The sequence below is a fragment of the Rhizobiales bacterium NRL2 genome (genome assembly GCA_001664005.1).
In the GTDB taxonomy this organism is placed as follows: Bacteria; Pseudomonadota; Alphaproteobacteria; order Minwuiales; family Minwuiaceae; genus Minwuia.
On sequence record CP016093.1, the window covers coordinates 2,462,575 to 2,486,556 of the forward strand.

The following is a 23,982-nucleotide window of genomic DNA, read 5'->3' on the forward strand; positions in this document are numbered from 1 at the left end:
TTCACCCTGCCCTGAGAAAGCGTCACCAGTCATGTAAGCGGCAAACGCGCCGCGTCGACAAGGTTAGCGGGGGTTACGTCAACGTCAATAGCCCGCGATCATCGTCTTCAGCATGGCTGCCGTTTCCTGCGGCTTGTCCAGAAGCAGGTGATGATAGGCGCCGGGCATCTCCACGAACCCGGTTCCGGGCGGGGCGATCGATTTCATGAACTCCATCGTTGCCGGCGTGCAGAGCGCGCTTTCGGCGCCCCAGAAGACAGTGGTCGGCGCCTGGACACGCGGGAAATAGTCGCGCTGCTCGGCCCAGAACGCCGGGCCGAAGGCGGGGTGCCCGAAGATGTTGGTGCGCGCCTTCCAGGTCCAGCCCTTCGGCGTCTCCATCACGCCATCCTCGGCAATGTAGCGGACCGCATAGGGTGTCACGACCGGCTGCTCGGGGATCAGGCGAAACCGCTCCAGCGCGATTTCCCGGCTGGGATAGAGGCGCTTCGCGACCCTGGGCGGGCTGTTGCGCGGCGCGTCCGGCGGGTAGACGGGCGAATCCATCATGATGAAACCCCGGATCAGTTCCGGGCGGTCGGCGGCCAGGCGCATCGACATGCCGCCGCCGAAGCTGTGGCCGACCAGAACCGGCGGCGCGGCGAAGTCCATCCCGGCGATGACCTGCACGATATCCTCGACGAACCCGTCGGGGGTGACCAGGGCGCGCTCCTCCGAATCGCCCATGCCGGCGAAGTCCATCGCCGCGACGCGGTAATCCTGTGCGAGCGCGGGCGCAATGAAGTCCCACCAGCCGCTGTGGGCGGCGTTGCCGTGGCACAGCACGACGCCCGGCGCGCCCGCCGCCCCGCGCACGCGGTAGTGAATCTTTGCACCGCCGCTGTCGGCGTAGCGCCTTTCCCAGGGGCTCTCCACCGCCTCGACGAACCAGTCGGGCGCCTCCGCGCGCCATCCGCTCATGAAATCCTCCCCACCTCCGATGCGCTTCCTTCATAATGGCTGCGGACCGGATCGCGAAGGGGAGGATGCGATGACCCACCAGTACAAATCCGCAAGGTTCGACATCGACGGCGACGGGATCGCCCGCTTCACCATGTGCAAACCGGAGATCCTCAATCCGCTGACCGACGATCTGCGCGATGATTTCGAGGCCATGGTCAATACCGTCGAGGGCAACCCCGACGTGAAGGTGCTGATCCTGGCGGGCGAGGGCCGGGCGTTCTCCGCGGGCGGCAACGTCAAGGGCATGGCGGAGCGCAAGGACGCCCAGGCGGCGCAGGCGCGCACGCGTCTCTACGACGCCCACAACTGGCTGCAGCGGCTCTACAACATCGATTGCCCGGTGATCGCAGCGGTCGACGGCCTGGCCTTTGGCGGCGGCTTTGCCTTTGCGCTGGTTGCGGATTTCATCTTCGCCAGCGAGAAGGCGCGTTTCTGCAGCGTGTTCGGCCGCATAGGCCTGATGCCTGATCTGGGCGTGCTCTACACCCTGCCGCGCGTCGTCGGCATGGCGGCGGCGAAGGATCTGATGTTCACCTGCCGCTCGATCGACGTCGAGGAGGCGAAGGCGCTGGGCATCGTCCACCAGATTCACCGCTCCGAGACGCTGATGGGCGCCGTCGATGATTTCGCCGCCCGGCTTGCGCAGAGCTCCAAGGACGCCATCGCCATCACCAAGCGGACGGTCAACGGCGCCTTCGAATCGACCTATGGCGATGTCGTCGATGCCGAGGCCAATGGTCAGGCGGTGATGTTCACCACGCCCTTCCACAAGGAAGCGGTGCGGCGGTTCATCGCCAAGGAGCCGTCGCTCTATGACTGGGACCGGATGACGAAGTAGCCGCCCCGCCGGCTCTCACAACTCGTCGAAGCCGGTGATCGTTTCATCTTCCGCTTCGCGGGCGGCCTCCGCGGCAGGCCTCGGCCTGTCAGGCGCGCCGCCGGCATCGATCCCGTCCGTGCGGGGGGCGGTCTCCGCTGCAGACGCCGGAGGCGGTGCTCCGGTTCCGGCTCCGGACGTATCCTCGTCGGTGCCGGACGATTGGCGTGCGCCGCTCTCCCCGGACCCGGCCTCGATTTCGGCGGCGTTCCCGGATGTTGCCGGCGATAGCTCGGGCGTTGCGGGCGCCGTGGATGGCTCGCTGGCCAGTTCCAGTGCGCCGCCGATCAACGCGTCGCAATCCAGGCTCGGCTGATCGCCGGTCTCGAAGAAGGGCAGGGCGTCCAGCCCGCCGATGCTGTAGTCGGGATCGGAGAGCGGGCCGCTCAAGTGGATGGGCGCGTTCGCATCGATCAGGCTGAAATCCTTGGCGCGCGCCTCGAGCCGCATGTCGATCGTCCGCTGCATCAGGTTGAGACGACCCTTTGCGACCAGGACTGATTCCGCCGCATCAACAATGGCCCGGGTGACGATCAGATCGCTGCTGTCGACTTCCAGGTCGGCGCGCCCGCAGCGGATGGGCAGCATCGCCCGCTCGGGTCCGGCCAACCCCAGCGCCTCCAGCGGGTCGAGGCCGATCCTGCCGAGCAGTTGCGCGCCGATCGAGCCGCCGCGCATGGCGAGCATGCCATCGCCCTGAAGGCTGTCGAGGATGGCGGCGAAGGACCGGCCCCGGCCCTGAAGGTCGATCCGGCCGAAGAAGGCTCCGCCCAGCTCGAGCGCGACCCCCGGCTCGGCAAAGAAGGGCCTGAGGTCCAGATCGCGGAACTCCATGCCGGCATCGGCGGCAAGCGGCGCCGAGCGCCCGTCGAGTTGCATTGCGCCGAAGGCCGTGCCGTCCGCAATGCCGAGTTCCAGCGGATCGGCGCGGAGCAGTCCGTCGGTCAACCGCACCCGCGTATCCAGCGAGCTGATCGGCAGGCGGCCGGAACGGACGCTTTCGGCGCGCCAGCCTATGTCCATGTTCATCGCCTGCAGCCGGCCGGTACGGATCGCCTGGCCGGAGACCGGCCCGGATCCGTCATTTGGTGCGTCGCCGATGTTGCTCGGTTCTCCGGCGCCGGTCGGCGCTCCGAACAGGGCCGCGGCGTCCGTCAGGCGAAGGGTCTGCGAAACGATGTCGGCGGACAGGAACGGTTTGCCACCGTCATGGCGGATCTCGAATGAACCGGCGAGATCGCTCTCGCCGACCGTGCCTGTGAAATCGCTGAAGCGGGTCCGTGCCGGCTCATGGGTGAGATGGCCCTGCAGGCCGTATGGCGGGGTCGTGGGCAGGGGCAAACCGAAGATCGGGTAGATCGCGGCCATGGTCGGGCCCTCGACGGCAAGGTCGAGATCAAGGCCGGCAAGATCCAGCGGCCGTCGGGCGCTGCCTTCGGCCTCGATCGATGTGCCGCCGACATCGAGCGCCAGATCAACGGGATAAGGTTCGTTCCCGCGATTCAGGGCGAACGGCGAACCGCCGGTGAAGACGAGATCGACGGCCTTGTCGCGGAGCTGGCCAGTCAGATCGAGGTGCAATCGTCCCTCGCGGCGGTCGGGTGAGGCAGACGCGGCGATGGCGCCTTCGAGACGCAGATCGTTGCGCGCGTCGCGGTAGACGACCTCGCCGTCGTTCATCTCCATGCGGCCAAGGTCGGGCAGGGCGCCAGTGGCCGGTCCCTCGCCCGCGAATGGGCCGAAGCGCCAGTTCGCCGCGCCATCGGGCGCGATGTAGAGGTCGTAGCGGGGCTGCTCCAGGACCACGCGGGGGAACTCGTAGTCGCCCTGCAGAAGCGGCAGCACCCTGACGTCGATTTCCGTGCGCGCGACCTCCGCGAAAGGCCGCTCCCGGGCCTCCACATTGGCGATCACGAGGCCGGTGAAGATGACGCGGCTGGTCCAGCCGGGCTCCACGTCCAGCGCCTCGATGGTCACCTCGCGCCCGGCGGCGGCGCTCAGCCGGTCCTGGGCGAACGGCTTCAGCCAGTTCCAGTCGAAAACGAGCGCGGCGGCCACGACGATGACGGCCAGCGCCGCCAGCGCGCCGCCGGCGATCTTCAGGGGTCTCATGCGCGTCCTTCCTTCTTGTACGGCGGCGGGCTTGTCGGCGCCCGCGCGAAGGTTCACGCCTGTTGGATATGGGATCGGGATCGCGGCATTCAGCCGCCGGCCGCCGCGACAAACCTACGCCCCGCCGGGTAGGGCGGTTATTCGAGGCGGCTCAGCGCGAGGCCGGCGTTATCGGAGGAACCGGCATAGAGGTACCAGCGCGGGATATACAGGCCCGGACAGGCCGATATAATCCGGCGCTCGAACGGCAAGGGGAGGACCGGGACATTGAGCGACAAGGCGACCGACGTCGAGATCATGGACGTGCGTCCGCACCATCGCTTCGATGAGGGCGCGCTGGAGAGCTACCTCGCGCAGCACGTGCCCGGCTTCCGCGGGCCGCTCACGGTCCGGCAGTTCCAGGGTGGCATGTCGAATCCGACCTACTTCCTGGAGACCCCCTCGCGCCGCTACGTCATGCGCAAGAAGCCGCCCGGGGAACTGCTGAAATCGGCGCACCAGGTCGACCGAGAGTACCGGGTGATGAAGGCGCTTGCCGACACGCCGGTGCCGGTGCCGGAGGTGCTGGCGCTCTGCATGGACGACGACGTCATCGGCCAGGCGTTCTACGTCATGGAGCATGTCGAGGGACGGGTGCTGATCGACCCCGCGGTGCCGTCCATGACCAACGCCGAACGCAGCGCGCTCTACGACCATTTCATCGAGGTCCTCGCCGCCCTCCACAAGGTCGATCCCGAGGCTGTCGGCCTCGGCGATTTCGGCCGTCCGGGCAATTACTACGCCCGCCAGATCTCCCGCTGGTCGAAGCAGTATGTGGCCTCCAAGACCGAGGAGATTCCGGAGATGGAGGCGCTGATGGAATGGCTGCCCGAGAACATCCCGGACGCCGAGGAGGTTTCCATCGTCCACGGCGACTATCGTATCGGCAATTGCGTGCTGCACCCGACCGAGCCCCGGATCGTCGCCGTGCTCGACTGGGAGCTCTCGACCCTCGGCCATCCGCTGGCCGACGTGGCCTATTGCGCGCAGGAATATTACGGGCACGCCGCGGACGGCGGTTTCGCGCACCTGGACGACCCGCGCGAGATCGGCATTCCGACCGAACAGGAATTCCTGCAGCGCTACGCGGATCTCACCGGCCAGGGCGAGATCGAGAACTGGCCCTTCTACATCGCCTACACGATGTTCCGCTCCGCGGCGATCGTGCAGGGCGTCTACCGGCGCGGCCTGGACGGCAACGCCAGTTCGGACGCGGCGAAGAACTTCGCCGGCTTCGCCGAACAGCGCGCGAAATGGGGCTGGAACGTGCTCAGGGACGCGGGCCTGGTTGAACGATGATTCTCCGTCCCGGACCTTGACCGCAGGATCCTGGCAGGCGGCGTTTCAGGGCTGCGCCCCGGGATCAAGTCCCGGGGAGCGCGTACCGACGCCAGCCGACAACCGTTACCCGACGATCACGTGTTCCTTCGTGATCGCGAAATCGAGGCGGTCGTGGTCGATGAAGTTGGCTTCGTCGGCGATGGTCGCCTGGTATTCCTTCGTCGACGGCGAGGCGCGCATGTCGTCCATGGAATCGAACCAGACCATGGCGTAGCCGTCACAGATCGGGCTTCGTCCCCGGTCATAGGCCGACAGGCGGGCATGGTTCTGCACATAGCGCCGCACCTGCGGGATCGACGCCCCGAGGGGGCCGTGGATGTCACGCCAGTGGCGTTGGAAATCCTCGACCGCCATGCCCTTCTTGCGCGGCACGATCTCGACGATCTTGAAGCCGTGATCGGCCACGGGTTCGTCCTTCATCACGTGTTCCTCGACCAGCAGCAGGTTCATGGTATCGCGGTCGACGAAACGCTCCTCGTCGGCGATCAGCGCTTCCCACGCCGCCGTCCCCGTATTGCGCTTCATGGTTTCGGTGTCCGGCCACCAGGTCTCGGCGATGCCGTCGACGGGCAGGTCGCGCTTGGCGTAACCCGAGCGCAGCGGGTGGCTCTGCACATAGCGCTGCAGCCCGTCGAGCTGCAGCACGGCCTTCGGGTGCTCGTTGAGCCAGTAGTCCTGGAACTCGTCGACAGGCATGCCCGGTTTGCGCATGAACGTCAGCACCGATTTGATCATGATTTCCTCCTCCCCTTGGTCGTCGGGCCGTAACGCGCGGCCCGTTCAGACGCGCCGGTCGCCGGGCAGCACTTCGTGCGGCTCGATCACGGGACGTGTCCTGAGCGTTTCATAATAGGGCGTGAAGTCGGGCCGTGTCGCCTCGAAGAGCTGATCGTAGGAACCGATGACGAAATAGGTCTGCTGGTAATGGTCGATGATGTAGTCGGTCTGCATGATACGCATGAGGTCGAAGGCGAGGCGGTTGGGCGTATCGCTTTCCAGGGCGTAGAGCGTCTCGCCCTTCGAGGAGACGATGCCCGAGCCGTAGATGCGCAGGCCCTCCTCGCTCATGATCAGGCCGAATTCGACCGTGTACCAGTACAGCCGGGCGAGATAGCCCAGCGCATCCTGCTCCAGCGCCTTCAGCCCGCCCTGGCCATAGGCCTGCATGTAGTCGGCGAAGACCGGATTGAACAGCATCGGCACATGGCCGAAGCAGTCGTGGAAGCAGTCCGGTTCCTGCAGGTAGTCGAGCTGTTCGGGCTTGCGGATCCAGTTGGTGACGGGGAAGCGGCGGTGGGCGAGGTGATCGAAGAAGACATCGTCGTCGATCAGGCCGCGCACGGCGACGATGCGCCAGTTCGTGGCCGTCTCCAGCCGGTCGGAGAGTCGTTCGAAGTCCGGAATGCCGCCGGCCTCGACCCCCAGCGCATCCAGTCCTTCGATGAACTCCGGCGCCGCGCGGCCGGGCAGCAATTTCGCCTGGCGCTCGAACAGCGTGCGCCAGACGCCGTGATCCTCGCTGGTGTATCGGTCGTGGCCCTGATCGATGACGGCATTGTCGTTCATGGCGCCGCTCCCGTGTCCGGACATGTTGCATCGAATATGGTCATTGCCCGGGTTCCGAAACAGACCGGCGGGATAACGCCGCGGCCCTGCGCCCTTGACTAGCGCCCCCCCGGTCATAAAGTCCGCCGCCTGTACCGCCGTCGACACGGCCAACCGGATCGGAGAACCAAAATGAGCGTGCAGGAGTCCGCGCCCGTCGTCATCACCTTGCCCGACGGCAAGTCCATGACGTTCGAGCGGACGCCCACCGGTCTGGACGTCGCCGAAGCCATCGGCCCCGGTCTCGCAAAGGCGGCCCTCGCCGTGCGGGTTGACGGGGAACTGCGCGATCTGGCCCGGCCGATCGAAGACAGCGCCGAGATCGAGATCGTGACCGCGAAGTCGGCCGACGAGACCGTGCTGCCGCTGATCCGCCACGACGCGGCGCACGTGCTGGCGCAGGCGGCGCAGGAGCTGTTTCCGGACACCCAGGTGACCATCGGACCGGCGATCGAGAACGGATTCTACTACGACTTCGCCCGCGAGGAACCCTTCACGCCCGAGGACCTGGAGGCAATGGAGCAGCGGATGCACGAGATCGTCGACCGCGATCTCGACATCGAGCGCGAAGTCTGGGACCGCGATGCCGCCGTCGAGCATTTCCGTTCCCTCGGCGAGGAGTACAAGGCCCGCATCATCGAGGATCTGCCGGCCGACGAGGAAATCTCGCTCTATCGCCAGGGCGACTGGAAGGATCTGTGCGTCGGCCCGCATCTGCCGTCGACCAGCAAGCTCGGCCACGCCTTCAAGCTGACCAAGCTGGCGGGCGCCTACTGGCGCGGCGACGCCAAGAACGAACAGCTCCAACGCGTCTACGGCACCGCCTGGCGCAATGAGAAGGAGCTCAAGGCCTATCTCACCATGCTCGAGGAGGCCGAGAAGCGCGACCATCGCCGCCTCGGCCGGGAGATGGACCTCTTCCACATTCAGGAGGAGGCCCCGGGGATGGCCTTCTGGCATCCCAAGGGCTGGAAATTCTACCTGGAGCTGGAGCACTACATGCGCCGCCGGCTCGACGCCTCGGGCTACAAGGAGATCCGGACACCGCAGCTCATCGACAGGAAGCTGTGGGAGGATTCCGGCCACTGGGAGAAGTTCGGCGAGCACATGTTCGTCTCGGAATCGGACGAGCGGCTCTATGCGCTGAAGCCGATGAACTGTCCCGGTCACGTGCAGATCTTCCGTCAGGGCCTGAAGAGCTACCGCGACCTGCCGCTCAGGCTGGCGGAATTCGGCTGCTGCCACCGCTACGAGCCGTCGGGCGCGCTGCACGGGCTGATGCGGGTGCGGAACTTCACCCAGGACGACGCGCACATCTTCTGCGCCGAAGACCAGATCAACGCCGAAAGCGAGAAGTTCTGCGATCTGCTGCTGGCGGTCTACCGGGATTTCGGCTTCGAGGACGTGAAGGTGAAGTTCTCCGACAGGCCGCCGGTCCGCGCCGGCTCCGACGAGACCTGGGACCGGGCCGAGGCGGCGCTCCGGGAAGCGATCGAGGAAGTCGGCCTGCCCTACGAGATGAATCCGGGCGAGGGCGCGTTCTATGGCCCGAAGCTGGAATTCGTCCTGCGTGACGCCATCGGCCGCGACTGGCAGTGCGGCACGCTGCAGGTGGATTTCGTGCTGCCGGAACGGCTCGAGGCAAGCTATGTCGGCGAGGACGGCGACCGTCACCGGCCGGTGATGCTGCACCGCGCGATCCTTGGCTCATTCGAGCGTTTCGCCGGCATCCTCATCGAGAACTTCGCCGGCCGCTTTCCGCTGTGGCTCGCGCCGGTGCAGGCCGTGGTCACGACCATCACCTCGGACGCCGACGGCTACGCCCGCGAGGTCGCCGCGGCGGCGGCGGCGCGCGGCCTTCGTGTGGAGGCCGACCTGCGCAACGAGAAGATCAACTACAAGGTGCGCGAGCACAGTGTGGCCAAGATTCCGGTGATGCTGGTGGTCGGCAAGCGTGAGGCCGAGGAAGGCCGTGTTTCCGTGCGCCGGCTGGGCGAAAAGGACCAACAAGTCCTTGCTCTCGAAGACGCGATTGATATCTTAGTGAGAGAGGGGACGCCACCGGACCTGAAGTGACCGGTGTGCGTTCCGTCTCTTGTGGCGAATGGCCCGCACGGATCGGGCCGGATGAAGAAGTAACTGTAAGGAAAAGGGGAAACTCATAGCTCGCCCGCCCATGCAATCAGCGCCGGTCCGTGACGGACCCCGCGCGAACGACATGATCGACAGCAGGGAAATCAGACTGATCGATCATGAGGGAAACAACCACGGGGTCGTGGCCACCGTTGACGCGCTCAAGGCTGCGCGCACGATCGGGCTGGACCTCGTCGAGGTGTCTCCCACTGCGAAGCCGCCTGTCTGCAAGCTGATGGACCTCGGAAAGTACAAGTACGAGGAGCAGAAGAAGGCGAACGTCGCGCGAAAGAAGCAGAAGACCGTCGATGTCAAGGAAATCAAGATGCGTCCGAACATCGACGATCACGATTACACAACCAAGATGAAGAAGGTCGTCGAGTTCATCGGCGACGGCGACAAGGTGAAGGTCACCATGCGCTTCCGCGGCCGCGAGATGGCGCACCAGGAACTCGGTCTGAACGTGATGAAGCGCGTTCAGGAGGAGATGGCCGAAAGCGCCAAGGTGGAGCAGCATCCCAAGACCGAGGGCCGCCAGATGATCATGGTTCTCGCTCCGCGCTGAACCGCCGCGGCGCAGGACGACTATTCAAAGGCCCGTTCGGGAAACCGGACGGGCCTTCGGCGTTTCAGACGAGGTGCGCGAAAAGCGCCGGCTGCGTAACCGGTCCCATATGACCGACACCGGCGATGCGCTCTTGCCGGGCTTGAGGCAGGACCTCGCGCAGGCGCCGGATCACCGCCTTCGCGGTCTCAGGGCCATGCTCGGTTTCGATCAGGGTGACGGGGACGTCGATCATGGCGTAGAAGCCGGCGTGGACATGTTTCAGCGCGCCCGAGGCGGTGTCGGCATGAATTTGCGGCGCCTGACGCAGGATTGCGGTCCGCATGCGTTCGGGTATTTCCGCCCAGGGCTGGCCGTTCCACAGCGATATGAAGTCGCGGATCGCGTCCTCGTGACGGCCTTCGGCCATCGCCGGCGCGATCCTGGCGACCGCCGCGTCATCGGGCGCGAGCGCCGGGGCGTCCTCGGCATGTTCGCGCAAGACGCCGATCGCAACCGGCTCGACGGCGGCTATGGAGGCGATGCCGGCATGACCGCGCGCGGCGGCGATCAGTGCCACCAGCCCGCCCATGGAATGCCCGAACAGTTTCGCGGGCTCGGTCTCCCGCGCCAGCATGGTCATGAGTACCGTGCAATGGCGCTCGATGGCGTCATCGCCGGCTGAAACCTGCGTGCCGCCATAGCCGTCGAAGGCGGGAATGACGACGCGATGACCCCGCGCGGCCCAGGTCTCCGCCAATGGCAGCAGGGTCGGCGCGCCGGCGCCGGAGGCATGAAGCGCCATGATCGCCGGGCCGTGGCCCAGTTCGAAATACTCGATGCGGCCGAATTCGCCTTCGGCGATCCGGGGCGCGGGAACGCTCAAGCGGCCGGATCCACGGGCACGTTGTCGATCAGCCGCGCCTTGCCGAGAAAGACGGCGGCAAAGGCGCGCGCGGGCTGCGTCGGCCGGGTCGTCAGTTCGAGGGTTTCGGCATCCCGCACCTCGAGGTAGTCGAGTTGACCGAACCCGGCGCGGTCGAGCCGCGCCTTGCCCCGATCGATGGCGCGGCGCACGTCCTCGCCCTGGCCGGCGGCTTCGGCAATGTCGGTCAGCACCCGGAACAGGGTGGGGGCCGCGGCGCGCTCGGCTTCGGTCAGGTACCAGTTGCGCGACGACATGGCGAGCCCGTCGGTCTCGCGCACCGTGTCGATTCCGCGGATCTCCGTCGGGATATTCAGATCGCGGGCCATGCGGCGGACCACCATGAGCTGCTGATAGTCCTTGCGGCCGAAATAGGCCCGGTCCGCCAGGCATTGCAGCAGCAGCTTGGTGACGACCACGGCCACGCCGCCGAAATGGCCCGGCCGCGACGCCCCGCAGAGACAGTCGGTCAGGCCGCTCACATTGACGGAGGTCGAGAAGCCGTCCGGATACATTTCCCCGGCCTCGGGTGCCCAGAGCACGTCCGCGCCCGCCGCGTCGAGCAGCGCCGCGTCGCGTGCTTCGTCCCGGGGATAGGCCTCCAGGTCGGTGGCCCTGTCGAACTGTTTCGGATTGACGAAGATCGACACGACCGTGCGGTCGTTCTGGGCCATCGAATTGCGGACCAGCGACATGTGGCCGTCGTGCAGCCAGCCCATGGTCGGCACCAGTCCCACGCTTTCTCCGGCGGCTCGCCAGCCGCGCACGGCCTCACGCAGCTCCGCCACCGTCCTGACGGTCTTGAGATTCATGGCGTCGCCGTCAGCTTTCCTTGACCCGGCTGTCCTTGTCGGCCTTGTCGGAGCCGGTCTGCAGCAGCTTGGGCATCGATGTCGGCAGCGGCGCGCGCGGATCGTCGACCTTGCGGACCTGGCCTTCCAGATGGGCGCCGGCCTCCATGGCCAGGCTGCGGTGAAGAATGTCGCCGACCACCTTCGCGGTCTTTGAGAGGCTGACTTCGGAGCCGCGGACCCGGCCGTTCACCTCGCCGCGGATCGTCACCGCCTCGGCAATGATCTCGCCCCTGACGGTTGCGCTCTCGCCGATGACGAGCTGGTTGCAGTTGATGTCGCCGGTGACCTCGCCGTCGATCTGGATCTCGCCGTCGCTGTGGAGATCGCCGGTTATCGCCAGGCCGCGATTGATCAGGGAAGGGGCCGCCGGGGCCCTGACGGCGGGCTTATCCGCTGGCGTCCTTGACTTTGAAAACATAACGACCTGCCCTCAGGAAATTGGATGGATCGACCTGCTCGCCCTGGAACAGTACCTCATAGTGGACGTGACTGCCCGTACTGCGTCCGCTGGAGCCCATCGTGCCGACCTGATCGTGGAACTCGACGCTCTGGCCGGCCTCCACATCGATGGAGCGGAGATGGGCGTAGCGGGTGACGAAACCATAGCCGTGATCGATCTCGACCAGCCGGCCATAGGCCGACTTGCGCCCGGCGAAGGTCACCAGACCCCGCGCGGTGGTGTAGATCGGCGTGCGCGCCGGAGCTGCGATGTCGATACCCTTGTGCACCGCACGGCGCCCCGTGATCGGGTCCTTGCGGGGACCGAACTCACTGGAAACATAACCCGTGGTCGTGGGTCGGGCGAGAGGCGCGTTCTCCAGCAGCTCCTGCATCGCCTCCCAGCGCAGCAGATCCATTTCCAGGGTGCCGACCATGGATTCGAAGCTCTCGTCCTCGGCGAGACCCTCGTCGTCCAGGGCGATCATCGGTCCGCCGATGCCGGGCCGGTAGGCATGGGTGGTCTCCAGCAGCTCGTTCAGCGGGATCTCGGTCATCTGCAGCGTTGCTTCCAGCGCGGCGATGTTGCGTTGCGCCCTGGATCGAATGCCGCGCAGCAGTTCGAGCTGCGTCTGGCGCACCTGGTCGAGCCGGCCTTCCAGGGACGAGACGGTGCTGGCGAGACGGTAGCCCTTGCGCTCCGCCTCGATCTGTTCCTCGTGGGTGCGGGTCAATGCATCGGCGGTTGCCGCCAGGCGCTTGCGCAGCGAGGCGTTGGAGCGTTGCGTCTGGTCGAGATCGGAAGTCAGTGCGGCGATGCGCGAGGACATCTGGCGGATTTCCGCGCGGGCGACGTCGCGGGAACCCTCCACGGTTTCGATCGCCTGCTGCTGTTCGTAGAGACGCTGTCGGACCACGTCCTGATTGGCGGTGCTCTGCATCAGCGCGCTTTCCAGGGCGCTGAGGCGGCTCTCATAGGCGCGCCGGCGTTCCGCCTCTCGCTGGCGTCCGCTGTTCGCGCCGGCCAGTGCCGAAGCGGTTTCCCGCAGACGGGTCTCCATGAGGTGGTTGGAAGCGACGCTGACCTGGAGACGCTGCCGTAGATGCCCGAGATGCTGGTCGAGTTCCCGGCTTTCGTTCAGCGCAACGTGGAATGCGGTCTCGACTTCGGCCAGACGGGTCTGGGCCTGAACGAGATCGCGCTCCAGCACGCCGCGCGTGGCGATCAGGCGGTGCAGTTCGCGGTACTGACGGACGATCTCAGTGGTCGCGTTGGAATACTGGGCGCGCACGGCCGCCAGTTCGCCGCCCAGCCGGGTCCGGTCCCGCTCCAGCGCGCCCATGCGTTCCTGGCTCTGCGCCAGCATGGCCTGCTGCTCGCTGGCGGTCCATGTGGCGATGCCCGCCCAGAGCAGGGTGCCTAGAGCCACGCCGCTCACAAAGATCTGCAGGCCGGATGAGACGCGCAGGAAGCGCAGCCGGCCGTCGGTTCGCACGAATATCTGTCGGTCCCGGTAGACCCGGCCCCACATGCGCGCAAAGGCTGTCACGGATACGCCCCCTCCGCCAACGGTCTTGCCCCTCGCAAGTCCACGGATAGAACCGGAAGCGCCGCAGTGATTCAACGTCTAAGTTCGGAACGAACTTTCAGCTTCCCCGATTCGGCCCCGGGAAGGTAGCGGGATCGTACAGTTCCGGCGGCATTCCCGCGCGGCGGCGGGCCTCGACATTGAACGGCGGCTTCAGGCCACCGCGGAAATTGTGCGCCACCAGTTCGCGCCAGTAGGACTGCGGTTCCCGTCCGCGCGATCTGGCCAGCCGGTCGAACCAGCGCGCGCCGGCGGCCACGTGCCCGATCTCCTCGTCGTGAATGGTCTGCAGGATATCGGCGCTTTCGCCGTCGCCGGCGCGCCGCAGCCGCGCCACCATCGCCGGCGTCACGTCGAGGCCGCGCGCCTCCAGCACCATGTGGGCGACAGCCAGCCGCGCGCAGGCATCGTGCGCCGTGCCCGAGGCCGCCTCCCACAACCCGTCATGGGCCGGAAGGTCGCCATAGGCGGCGCCGAGATCGGCCAGCCGGCCGGCGAGTATGGTGAAATGCCGCGCCTCGTCATCGGCCACCCCCAGCCAGTCATCGACGAACGCGTCATCTGCGACGACCGGTGCGAACCGGGCCACCATGTCGACGGCGAGGTCGATGGCGTTGAGTTCGATATGGGCGATGGCGTGCAGCAAGGCGATACGGGAGTGCCCGGCGCCGGCCTTGCGGCGCTTCGGCATATCGCGGGGGGCGCGAAGTTCGGGCCGCTCGGGCCGGCCAGGTCGGTCGGGCGGAATGTCGCCGCCCATCCCGGCCAGTTCACCCGCCCGCCAGCGGCGCCCGAGCGATCGCGCGGCCCCGGCTTTCGATGTCGCGTCCGAAGTCTTCAGTACGGCGCAGGCCGCCGCTGTCAGACTGGCGCCATCGTTCATCCGCCCCGGACGGCCTCCAGCACCGCCTCGGCATGTCCGGGCACCTTGACCTTGCGCCAGACCTTCGACAGATGGCCCGCGGGATCGATCAGGAACGTGGAGCGCTCGATCCCCATCGACTTTCGGCCATACATGTTCTTCTCGACCCAGACACCGTAGGACTCGCTGACCGAACCGTCCTCGTCGGCGGCGAGGATGACGCCGAGATCGTGCTTGGCCTTGAACTTCTCGTGCTTGGCGACCGTGTCGCGCGAGACCCCGATCACGACCGCATTGGCCGCCTCGAATTCATCGGCCAGGCCGGTGAAGGCGATCGCCTCCTTGGTGCAGCCCGGCGTGTCGTCGCGCGGATAGAAATACAGAACCACGTTCCGGCCCTGAAGCTCCTTCAGGCTGATCTCGCGGCCGCCGTCCGCCGCCATGGTGAAGTCGGGGGCCTTGTCGCCCGCCTCCGGTTTGCCACTCATGCGCTGTCTCCTGTCGCCATGGTCTCGTTCTCCTCGCCAAGTATCTCCTGGAAAGCCCGATATACGTCGGCCTCCGCTCTGCGGACCGCCGCCCTGACGTCGTCGAAATCACCGCCGCCAACGATCTCGGCCGCCAGCAGGCGGAAATCCTCGGAGGCGTTCTCCTCCTTGAAGCCGTGATGAAAGCAGAGCCGCAGCAGCATCTGTGTTGACTTGAGGACGCGGTTGGCCTCGCTCAACGCCTCGTACTGCGCATCTGTCAGCAGACCCGCCTCGTGCAGGCGGTCCATCGCGGCGCCCACATGGCCCCGCACGACCGCGGGCCGGTCGCTGGCGTGGGCCAGGATCAGGTACTGGGTCAGGAACTCCAGGTCGACCAGGCCGCCCCGCACCTGCTTGACCGACCACGGATCCCGCGTGCCGTGCTGTTTCGCGATCCGCCGGCGCATGTCCAGCACGCTCCGCCGCAGGTCCTCGCCGTCGCGGCGGCGCAGCACGATCTCACGCAGCGTCGTCAGCAGATTCTCGGCCAGGTCCTCGGGCCCGGCGATGATCCGCGCACGGGTGGCCGCCATGACTTCCCAGGTCCATGCGTCGTTCTGCATGTAGGTGGAATAGGCCGACAGCGGCACAGCGACGGCGCTCTTGTTGCCCGATGGCCGTAGGCGCATATCGATTTCGTAGAGCTGACCTTCCGAGGTCATGGTGTTCACCGCGGAAATGAAACGCTGGCTGAGGCGGGAGAAATAGGGCCCGATCTGCAGCGCCGCCGGGCCGTCGGAATGCTTCGCTTCACCGCGGTCGTCGTAGACGAAGACGAGATCCAGATCGGAACCGAAGGTCAGTTCCTCGGCGCCCAGCTTGCCCATGGCGATCACCGCCATGCCGGCGCCGGGAACATGGCCATGGCGGCGGGCCACCTCGTCGGCGACATGGGGCAACAGGGCCCGGATCGACGTGTCGGCGATACGGGTGAGACCGCGGCCGACCGCGTCGGGCGTGAGGCTGCCGTTCAGCAGGCCGACACCGATCTCGAATTTCCGGTCGTTGGCGAAACGCCGGACACCGTCCAGCACGTCCTCGTAGTTCTCCGCCATCGACAGTTCGCGGTCGCAATGCGCGACGATGGCGGACAGGTCGTCCACGGCCTCGTCGCCCGGATCCAGCAGGATGTCGAGCAGACCCGCATTGCGGCTGAGCGTATCGGCCAGAGCCGGCGCGGTGCCCATGATGCGGGCGATGAAGGTCAGCAGTCCGGGATTGGCGTGCAACAGTGACATGAACTGCACGCCCGCGGGCAGGCGGGAAAGGAAGCGGTCGAAGTTCGCCAGCGCGCCGTCCGGGTTGGATGTCCTGGACAGCGCCGTCAGGATCGTGGGGGCTAGGGTCGTCAGAAGCTGGCGGGCGCGGGTGGTCCGCAGGGCGCGGTAGCGGCCGCTGTGCCAGCTCTTCACGCTGCTGATGACGCTGGATGGCGAGCCGAAACCCATGTCGGCGAGGGACTCGACCGTGCCCGGATCGTCGTCGGTGCCGGTGAAGACCAGGTTGCCCTGGTCGGCCGCAAGGCTCGGCTCCTCGGCGAAGAGGTCGGCATAGTGCGCCGCGACGCGGCGCATGTGACCGGTCAGGGCGCCGGCGAAGCCTTCGCTGTCCTCATAGCCGCAGAACCGCGCCAACCGCCGCAGGCCGGCCTCGTCCGACGGCAGCTTCTGGGTCTGGGCGTCGTCGAGCATCTGCAGGCGATGCTCGACCGATCTGAGGTGAACATAGGCCGCCTTCAGTTCCTCCGCCGTGTCCGGTTCCACGCGCCCGGTCTCCACCAGCGCATCGACCGCGGCGACCGTGGCGGGAACCCTCAGCCGCGGGTCGCGCCCGCCCGCGATGAGCTGCTGTGTCTGGGCGAAGAACTCGATCTCGCGGATGCCGCCGCGCCCGACCTTGATGTCGTGGCCAGCGACGGCGATACGGTCATGCCCCTTGCTGGAGTGAATCTGGCGCTTGATCGACTGGATGTCCGCGATCGCCGCGAAATCCAGGCTCTTGCGCCAGATGAACGGGGAAAGTTCGTGCAGGAACATCTCGCCCAGCGCGATGTCGCCGGCGGCGGCCCGGGCCTTGATCATGGCCGCCCTTTCCCAGTTCTGGGCCATGGTCTCGTAGTAGGTCAGTGCGTTTTCCAGCGACACGGCGAGCGGCGAAACCGAGGGGTCGGGGCGCAGCCGGAGGTCGGTGCGGAAGACGTAACCGTCGCCGGTGCGCTCCTGCATGAGCTGCACCAGAGAGCGGGTGAGGCGCGAGGCGTGCTCGGAGATGTCGCGCGCGCCGCGGTAGCGGATCCGTTCGGGATCGTAGACCACGATCAGATCGATGTCGGAAGAATAGTTGAGTTCGAAGGCGCCCATCTTGCCCATGGCGATGGCGACCACGCCGCACGTCTCGGCCGGATCGTCGCCTTCGGGGATCTCGATATCTCCCTTCTCGGCGGACTGGCGGAGCAGCACGCCAAGACCGCGGTGCACCGCCGCATCCGCAAGATCCGTGAGGGCCGAAGTGACCTGCTCCAGCCGCCATGCGCCGCTAAGGTCGGCCAGCCCGATGAGCAGGGCCGCGCGGCGTTTGGCGCGCCGCAGTTCCGGCGCCGCGACACGATTCGACTGGACGGCGGTCACCGGCGCGCGCAGCTCGTCGAGGATGGTTGCGAAAACCTCCTCCGGCGACCGTGTGGCCAGCGACAGCACGACGTCGGTTTCCTTCATCGCCAGCCCGGTCAGATAGGGGCTGCATCCGAAGACTCCGTCCAGCAGGGTGCGGAATCCGTCGTGCGTTTCGGGCCCCACCGGGCCATCATCGCTCTCGGCAGTTGCGGTCCTTGCGGCTGCGCGCCATCTCTCCCAGGCGCGCCCGGCCGCTTCGGCGTCGGACGGGAGAGGGGCACTCCGGATCATGTCGGGGAATGGGGTCACGGCGATCGCTGGTCAGTTGAAAGAGGGGGAGACTGGGGCCGCCGACGGCGAGAATCAAGCCACGCGCTCCCGCTGGCGCCTCGGCTTTCTCATCCCGGTCTACTTCGTCGGCGGCGTATTCGCCTTTGCCGCCGTACTGGCGGTGCTGGCCGCCTGGCGGCTGTCGGAGGGCCCGGTGCTGATCGGCTTTCTGACGCCCTATCTGCAGGAGTCCATCGGCGGGCTGCCAGAGGGCTGGCGGCTGGAGGTGGGGGAAACGGCGATCGCCTGGGACGGCGCCGCGCGCACGGTCAACCTGACGGCCGACAACGTGACATTCGTCAACCAGAACAACCAGCGCGTCCTGCTGGTGCCGGAGATGGCCTTCTCGCTCTGGGGCGACGCGCTGTTGCAGGGCAATCTGCGGCCGCGCGAGGTGACGGCCCGGGGCGTGAGCCTGCTCCTGACCCGCACGGAGGACGGCGGCTTCGCCATGGGATTGACCCGCAGCACCGAGGAGGGCGGCCACCCCCAACGGCCCGTGCCGCAGATTGTCGCCGAACTGTTCGGCGTGGGCGCGGCCGAGGAGGATGCGCTGCGGCGGGTACGTTCCATATCGCTGGTGGACTCCCGGGTGCGCATTGTCGATCAGGTCAGCGACCGCGTCTTCGGGCTGGAGGGGCAAACGATCCGGATTCGCTCCGCCGGCGATCACCTGACCATCCAGGCCTCGGTCGATCTCAGCGCCCGCGACCTCATCCTGCCGCTCTGGATCGAACTGGACTACCGACCCGAAGGCGAGCAGGCGAGCGGCCTGGTGCGCTTCGAAGCCGTCCGGCCTCCGGAACTGGTGACAGCACTCGAAGCGCCGGACTGGCTGGCGGGCGTCCGCTTTCCTGTCTCGGGAGAGGCCCGGTTCGGTTATTCCGCCCGGACCGGCCCGGAACCGCTGACGCTCCGGCTCTATGGCGGGGAAGGGGAGTTCGATCTGCCCGGGCACCTGCCTGCGCCGGTCCCGGTCGCCGCCATGGAAATCGAAGGCGCCGTCGACATCGAGACCCAGTCGATGGAGATCCAGCGTCTGGTCTATGACGCCGGCGCGTTCGTCGCCCGCGCCGAAGGAAGGGTGCGCGTGCGCGACATCGGACCGGATCTCGCTCTCACGATCTCGGGCGTTGAGGTGCCGGGCGACCTGATCGGGGACTACTGGCCGCTGGGCGTCGCCGAACCGGTGCGCGACTGGGTCACCGGGCATGTGCGGACCGCGACCGCCGAAAGGGTGGTCGCCGTCCTCGACATCGCCGCCGAGATGTGGAGCCTCGATCAACCGCCCGGCGAGGCGTTCGACATCGACATCGCCTTCCGTGACGCCACGGTCACGCTCTACCCGCCCTTCGACCCGGTGACGCAGGGCAGGGGCGAACTCACGGTCACCGGCGACAGCTTCGAACTGAACCTCGAATCGGGGCGACTGGGCGATCTCGCCCTGTCCGACGGGCATGTCGCCATCGAGAGCTTCGCGGCGAAGCCGCCGGTTCTGACCACGGAGTTCGTCACCCGCGGAACCATTGCCGAGACCGTTGCCTCCGTGCTGCACGATCCGATCGCGGCCGGCGTGGAAGGCGGCGGTGCGCTGCTCGGGGTCGGCGGTACGGCGGCGACGCGGGTCCGCCTGAACCTTCCGATCCATGCCGGCGTGTCGCTGGAGGACACGGACTTCGTGGCGAACGCCAATCTGACCGGGGTCGTCGCAGACGGACTGCTCGGTGATCTCGCTCTCAGCGCCGAATCGATGGCGTTGAGCGTCGACCGCCGCGGCGCCGAACTGGCCGGCCGGGTCCGTTCCGGGGCGTCGTGGCTGGACATCAACTGGATCGAGCATTTCGGGGTCGAAGCCGGGCGTCGCGAACTCGCCTTTTCCGGTCTGGTGCAGTCGGCGCTGCTGGCCGAGCAGGGACTCGACCAGGCCAGGCGGCTCCAGGGCCCGCTGGGTCTGAGCGGGCGGCTGACGTTCCGGGGCGCGGATTCCGTCGAGGGAGTCGTCGAGGCGGACCTGACCGAAGCGGCGCTTGAGATCGGCGAGATCGGTTGGCGCAAGCCGGCCGGGGAGCCGGGACGGCTCGGTTTCGTCCATGCCCCCGGACCGGGCGGGAACGTCGCGATCCGCAATCTCGACTTCCACGGCGGCGGGCTCGATATCGCCGGCAGCTTGATGATTTCCGGCGCGGGCGAGTTGTTGCGCGCGGATCTGGAACGCGCGCGTCTCGGCGGCAACGACCTCGCGCTTTCCCTGGCGAAGATGGATGACGGCGCCTGGCGAACCCGGATCAGGGGCGCCAGTCTCGACCTCCAGCCGCTTCTGGAAGCCGATGACAGGGAGGGCACTGACCTGACCGCGTTCGAGGGCGCGGCGATCGACATCGCGGTCGACAGCCTGCGGCTCCGCCAGGAAACCGCGCTCGAAAGCTTCACCGGCGATCTGCGGATCGAGCAGGGCATGCCCGTCGGCCGTGCCGAGGGCCGTCTGAACGGCGAGGCGGCTTTGACCTTCGCCGCCGACCATGACGGCTCCGGATGGCGCTTCGACCTTGCCTCCGCCAATGCCGGACTCGCGCTGTCGGCGGCCGGTCTGACCGATGCGATCAGCGGCGGCGACCTGTCGATCGGCGGCGTGGCGGCCGCGCCGGACGTCATCACGGGCGTCGCCACGGTATCCGACTTCACGCTGCGGGAGACGCCCGGCTTTGCGCGACTGCTGAGTCTTGCTTCCTTCACCGGCATTGCCGAGGCGCTGTCGGGCCGCGGCCTGTCATTCAGCCTTGCCGAACTGCCGTTCGCCTATCGTGAAGGCCGTTTGGACGTGCGCAAGGGGCGCATGGTCGGTCCGTCGATCGGCCTGACCGCGGAGGGCTACTACGCGCCGCAGACCGAGCAGATCCGCTTCGTGGGCAATCTGATTCCCGCCTATTCGATCTCGCAGGTGCTGGGCGCGATACCGCTGCTGGGCGAGATCCTGGGCGGTGACCAGGGCCTGTTCGGCGTTACCTATGTGGTCGAGGGCAATGCATCCGACCCACAGGTCGCGGTCAACGCGCTGTCGGCGCTGGCCCCCGGCATCCTGCGCCGGATGTTCCTCGCCCCCGTCGATCCGGTGGAGTCGACGCCTCCGCCCACCGGTTCCATGCAGTCGCCCTAACCGGCGCGCAGCAGGACGTGGCGCTTCTTGCCGGCCGAGAGCTTGGCCGCGCCGTCGCTGACGAGGTCCGCTTGGGAAATGCTGAGGCGGAAATCGTCGATGCGCCGGTCGTTCAGGCGGGCGCCGCCGTTCTGGATCAGCTTGCGCGCTTCGGAGTTGGACTTCGCAAGTCCGGCGCGGACCAGGGCGTCGAGAATGCCGACGCCGGCCAGCAGTTCCGATTGCGGCAGGGAGACTGTGGGCAGGCCTTCGGCGCTCTCGCGCGCCTCGAAGGCGCGCCGCGAGGTCTCGGCCGCCTCGGCCGCGGCCGAGGCGCCGTGGGCTAGCATCGTCGCGGCATCGGCCAGCGCCTTCTTGGCCTCGTTGATCTCGTTGCCCTCGAGGGCGGCGAGGCGGTCGATCTCGTCCAGCGGCAGTTCGGTGAACAGCTTCAGGAAGCGCGCGACATCGGCGTCGGCGGTGTTGCGCCAGAACTGCCAGTAGTCATAGGGGCTGAGCCGGTCCGCATTCAGCCAGATCGCGCCTTCGTGGGTCTTGCCCATCTTCTGGCCGCTGGCCGTGGTCAGCAGCGGCGAGGTCAGGCCATAGAGGTCCATGCCGTCGACGCGGCGGCCCAGCTCCACGCCGTTGACGATATTGCCCCACTGATCGGAACCGCCCATCTGCAGGCGGCAGTTCATCCGCCGGCCGAGTTCCAGGAAGTCATAGGCCTGGAGGATCATGTAGTTGAATTCGAGGAATGAAAGCGGCTGCTCGCGCTCCAGCCGCAGCCGCACCGAATCGAAGCTCAGCATGCGGTTGACCGAGAAATGCCGCCCCACTTCCCGCAGGAAGGGGATGTATTCCAGCTTGTCCAGCCAGTCGGCGTTGTTGACCATGATGGCGTCGGTCGGCCCGTCACCGAAGGTCAGGAATTTTTCGAACACGCGGCGGATGCCGGTCATGTTGCGTTCGATCTGGTCGTCGGTCAGCAGTTGCCGGGCGCTGTCCTTGCCGGACGGGTCGCCCACCCTGGTGGTGCCGCCGCCCATGAGCACGATCGGCTTGTGCCCGGTCTTCTGCATCCACCGCAGCAGCATGATCGGCAACAGGCTGCCGACGTGCAGGCTGTCGGCGGTGCAATCGAAGCCGATATAGCCCGTCACCGTTTCCTTCGAGAGCCTGGAATCGAGATCGTCCCAGTCCGTGCACTGGTGCACGAAGCCGCGGGCGCTGAGAGTCGAGAGGAAATCGGATCGGGCGTCGGTCATCTGTCTTCGAGTTGGTTCTTTGCATTCAGGCGGCGGCGTGTAGCACACTGCTTCAATGAGGCAAAGCACACCCGGATCCCCGACCCGCGCGATCGGGCTGATGAGCGGCACGTCGGCCGATGGCGTCGACGTCGCCTGGCTGGCCAGCGACGGCCTGAGCATCGCGGAAACGGGGCCATTCGAGAGCTATCCCTTCGAAGACGGGGAACGCGCCCGGATCCTTGCCGCCATGGGCGACGCCGCCCCGGGACCGGACGCCGTCCGGGCGGTGACCGAAGCCCATGCGCGGGCCGTCGAGGCGTTCCTGTCCGCCCATCCCGACCTGCGCGGCAGGACCGACGTCATCGGCTTCCATGGCCAGACCACCTTTCACGATCCCGAAAACCACCGCACCGTGCAGATCGGCGACGCCGAGGCGCTGGCCGGGGCCACGGGACTCCCGGTGGTTCATGATTTCCGCAGCGCGGACGTGGCCGCGGGCGGGCAGGGCGCGCCGCTCGCGCCGCTCTATCACGTGGCGCTGGCCGAGGGGCTGACGCAGCCGCTCGCGGTCCTGAACCTCGGCGGCGTGGGCAACGTCACCTGGATCGGTCCGCAGGCGCCGCCCATGGCCTTCGACACCGGGCCGGCGAATGCGCTGATCGACGACTGGATGGCCGCCGGCAGCGGCGAACGCTTCGACGCGGACGGGCAGACCGCCGCCAGCGGTCGGGTCGACCGAAGCCGCCTCGACGCCTGGCTCGGTCATTCCTATTTCGGAAGAAAGCCGCCCAAATCACTGGACCGGAACGATTTCACTGCGTCCGTTGATGGCATGAGCCTGACCGATGGCGCCGCCACGCTTGCCGCTTTCACGGTCGAGTCGGTGGCGCTGGCGCTGGTTCACATGCCGGCGCCGCCTGTGCGCTGGCTGGTCACGGGCGGCGGGCGGCACAACAGGCACATCATGTCGGAACTGGCGCAGCGTCTCGGCGCGCCGGTGGCGCCCGTCGAGGCCGTCGGCTGGAACGGGGATGCGCTGGAGGCCCAGGCCTTCGCCTTTCTGGCGGTGCGCTCCCTGCGCGGCCTGCCGCTCAGCCTGCCCTCGACGACAGGCGTCCCCCGCCCGATGCCGGGGGGACGGCTGGTTCAGCCTACGGGCTCTGCCTCCGAGCGGCGGCCATCGACATATCTGCCGACCAGCCCGTCCACCTCGTCGAGTTCGTTCTCGTAGAAGTGCGAGGCGCCGGCGATCTTTTCGTAGTCGATGACGATACCCTTCTGGGACTTCAGCTTGTCCACCAGCTTGCGCACGTCGGGCTCCGGCACCAGGTCATCGTCCGTGCCGTGAATGATCAGCCCGGACGACGGACAGGGCGCGAGGAAGGAAAAGTCGAACATGTTCGCCGGCGGCGATACGGAGATGAAGCCCTCGACCTCCGGGCGGCGCATCAGGAGCTGCATGCCGATCCAGGCGCCGAAGGAGAAGCCCGCGATCCAGCAGGCGCCGGCGTCGGGCTTGATCTGCTGCATCCAGTCCAGCGCGGAGGCCGCGTCGGACAGCTCCCCCACGCCCTGGTCGAATTCGCCCTGGCTGCGGCCGACGCCGCGGAAGTTGAACCGCAGCACGGCGAATCCGCGCGCCTTGAACAGCTGGAACAGGTTGTAGACCAGCCGATTGTTCATGTTTCCGCCATACAGCGGGTGGGGATGCAGGATCAGTGCGATTGGGGCCGTCTCGTCCTCGACGTGATGATATCGGCCTTCAAGTCGCCCGTCGGGTCCGTTGAAGATGACTTCGGGCAT

At 67.2% G+C, this 23,982-nt stretch carries 19 protein-coding genes and 1 other annotated feature (1 of these 20 only partly in view); of the genes, 6 read left to right on the forward strand and 13 right to left on the reverse strand.

Features of this window, described 5'->3' with window-relative positions:
* Window positions 1-23, reverse strand: a binding site (FMN riboswitch); it reaches 125 nt to the left of the window's first position.
* A gap of 61 nt (window positions 24-84) precedes the next feature.
* Window positions 85-960 (reverse strand): hypothetical protein, encoded by an 876-nt coding sequence (locus TEF_11475; protein ID ANK81348.1) that lies wholly within the window; start codon window positions 958-960, stop codon window positions 85-87.
* Window positions 961-1,030: 70 nt separating this feature from the next.
* Here TEF_11475 and TEF_11480 point away from each other — a divergent pair, with 70 nt between their 5' ends.
* On the forward strand, window positions 1,031-1,840 hold the full coding sequence (locus tag TEF_11480) for a hypothetical protein (protein ANK81349.1): 810 nt from the start codon (window positions 1,031-1,033) through the stop codon (window positions 1,838-1,840).
* A gap of 15 nt (window positions 1,841-1,855) precedes the next feature.
* Here the strand turns inward: TEF_11480 and TEF_11485 are convergent, their stop codons facing one another.
* On the reverse strand, window positions 1,856-3,991 hold the full coding sequence (locus TEF_11485) for a hypothetical protein (GenBank protein ID ANK81350.1): 2,136 nt from the start codon (window positions 3,989-3,991) through the stop codon (window positions 1,856-1,858).
* 297 nt (window positions 3,992-4,288) lie between these two features.
* Between TEF_11485 and TEF_11490 the strand changes: the two genes are divergently transcribed.
* A complete protein-coding gene (locus tag TEF_11490; protein ANK83435.1) occupies window positions 4,289-5,329 on the forward strand; it encodes an aminoglycoside phosphotransferase in 1,041 nt (346 codons plus the stop codon).
* Window positions 5,330-5,434: 105 nt separating this feature from the next.
* On the opposite strand, the gene TEF_11495 is transcribed toward TEF_11490, so the two are convergent.
* The gene (locus TEF_11495) at window positions 5,435-6,106 is read right to left on the reverse strand and encodes a hypothetical protein (GenBank protein ID ANK81351.1); all 672 of its coding nucleotides are present in this window, start codon (window positions 6,104-6,106) and stop codon (window positions 5,435-5,437) included.
* 45 nt (window positions 6,107-6,151) lie between these two features.
* Complete coding sequence (locus TEF_11500; GenBank protein ANK81352.1) at window positions 6,152-6,937, reverse strand: phenylalanine-4-hydroxylase; 786 nt, start codon at window positions 6,935-6,937, stop codon at window positions 6,152-6,154.
* A gap of 171 nt (window positions 6,938-7,108) precedes the next feature.
* Here TEF_11500 and TEF_11505 point away from each other — a divergent pair, with 171 nt between their 5' ends.
* Complete coding sequence (locus TEF_11505) at window positions 7,109-9,052, forward strand: threonine--tRNA ligase (protein ANK81353.1); 1,944 nt, start codon at window positions 7,109-7,111, stop codon at window positions 9,050-9,052.
* Window positions 9,053-9,152: 100 nt separating this feature from the next.
* Entirely contained in the window at window positions 9,153-9,674 is a 522-nt protein-coding gene (locus TEF_11510) for a translation initiation factor IF-3 (protein ANK81354.1), read from the forward strand.
* Window positions 9,675-9,738: 64 nt separating this feature from the next.
* Here TEF_11510 and TEF_11515 read toward each other — a convergent pair whose 3' ends face one another.
* From TEF_11515 to TEF_11545, 7 genes are all read right to left on the reverse strand, one after another.
* The gene (locus TEF_11515; protein ID ANK81355.1) at window positions 9,739-10,539 is read right to left on the reverse strand and encodes a hypothetical protein; all 801 of its coding nucleotides are present in this window, start codon (window positions 10,537-10,539) and stop codon (window positions 9,739-9,741) included.
* Window positions 10,536-11,390: a pantoate--beta-alanine ligase gene (locus tag TEF_11520; protein ANK81356.1), complete on the reverse strand. Its 855-nt coding sequence runs from the start codon at window positions 11,388-11,390 to the stop codon at window positions 10,536-10,538. Before TEF_11520 ends, TEF_11515 begins: the two co-directional genes overlap by 4 nt.
* Before the next feature lie 10 nt (window positions 11,391-11,400).
* On the reverse strand, window positions 11,401-11,850 hold the full coding sequence (locus TEF_11525; GenBank protein ANK81357.1) for a hypothetical protein: 450 nt from the start codon (window positions 11,848-11,850) through the stop codon (window positions 11,401-11,403).
* Complete coding sequence (locus tag TEF_11530) at window positions 11,819-13,402, reverse strand: hypothetical protein (protein ANK81358.1); 1,584 nt, start codon at window positions 13,400-13,402, stop codon at window positions 11,819-11,821. The genes TEF_11525 and TEF_11530 overlap by 32 nt, the downstream gene beginning before the upstream one ends.
* Window positions 13,403-13,517: 115 nt before the next feature.
* Window positions 13,518-14,342: a rhamnosyltransferase gene (locus TEF_11535; protein ID ANK81359.1), complete on the reverse strand. Its 825-nt coding sequence runs from the start codon at window positions 14,340-14,342 to the stop codon at window positions 13,518-13,520.
* The gene (locus TEF_11540) at window positions 14,339-14,809 is read right to left on the reverse strand and encodes an alkyl hydroperoxide reductase (GenBank protein ANK81360.1); all 471 of its coding nucleotides are present in this window, start codon (window positions 14,807-14,809) and stop codon (window positions 14,339-14,341) included. The genes TEF_11535 and TEF_11540 overlap by 4 nt, the downstream gene beginning before the upstream one ends.
* Window positions 14,806-17,646, reverse strand: a complete 2,841-nt coding sequence (locus TEF_11545) for a hypothetical protein (GenBank protein ID ANK81361.1) — start codon at window positions 17,644-17,646, stop codon at window positions 14,806-14,808. The genes TEF_11540 and TEF_11545 overlap by 4 nt, the downstream gene beginning before the upstream one ends.
* A gap of 142 nt (window positions 17,647-17,788) precedes the next feature.
* Here TEF_11545 and TEF_11550 point away from each other — a divergent pair, with 142 nt between their 5' ends.
* On the forward strand, window positions 17,789-20,947 hold the full coding sequence (locus tag TEF_11550; protein ID ANK81362.1) for a hypothetical protein: 3,159 nt from the start codon (window positions 17,789-17,791) through the stop codon (window positions 20,945-20,947).
* Here the strand turns inward: TEF_11550 and TEF_11555 are convergent.
* Window positions 20,944-22,197 carry a tyrosine--tRNA ligase gene (locus TEF_11555; protein ID ANK81363.1) on the reverse strand — a complete coding sequence of 418 codons (1,254 nt, stop codon included), beginning with the start codon at window positions 22,195-22,197 and terminating at the stop codon, window positions 20,944-20,946. The two genes, TEF_11550 and TEF_11555, sit on opposite strands and share 4 nt — an antisense overlap.
* Before the next feature lie 55 nt (window positions 22,198-22,252).
* Between TEF_11555 and TEF_11560 the strand changes: the two genes are divergently transcribed.
* Entirely contained in the window at window positions 22,253-23,410 is a 1,158-nt protein-coding gene (locus TEF_11560) for an anhydro-N-acetylmuramic acid kinase (GenBank protein ANK81364.1), read from the forward strand.
* On the opposite strand, the gene TEF_11565 is transcribed toward TEF_11560, so the two are convergent.
* The gene (locus TEF_11565; protein ID ANK83436.1) at window positions 23,326-23,982 is read right to left on the reverse strand and encodes an alpha/beta hydrolase; all 657 of its coding nucleotides are present in this window, start codon (window positions 23,980-23,982) and stop codon (window positions 23,326-23,328) included. The two genes, TEF_11560 and TEF_11565, sit on opposite strands and share 85 nt — an antisense overlap.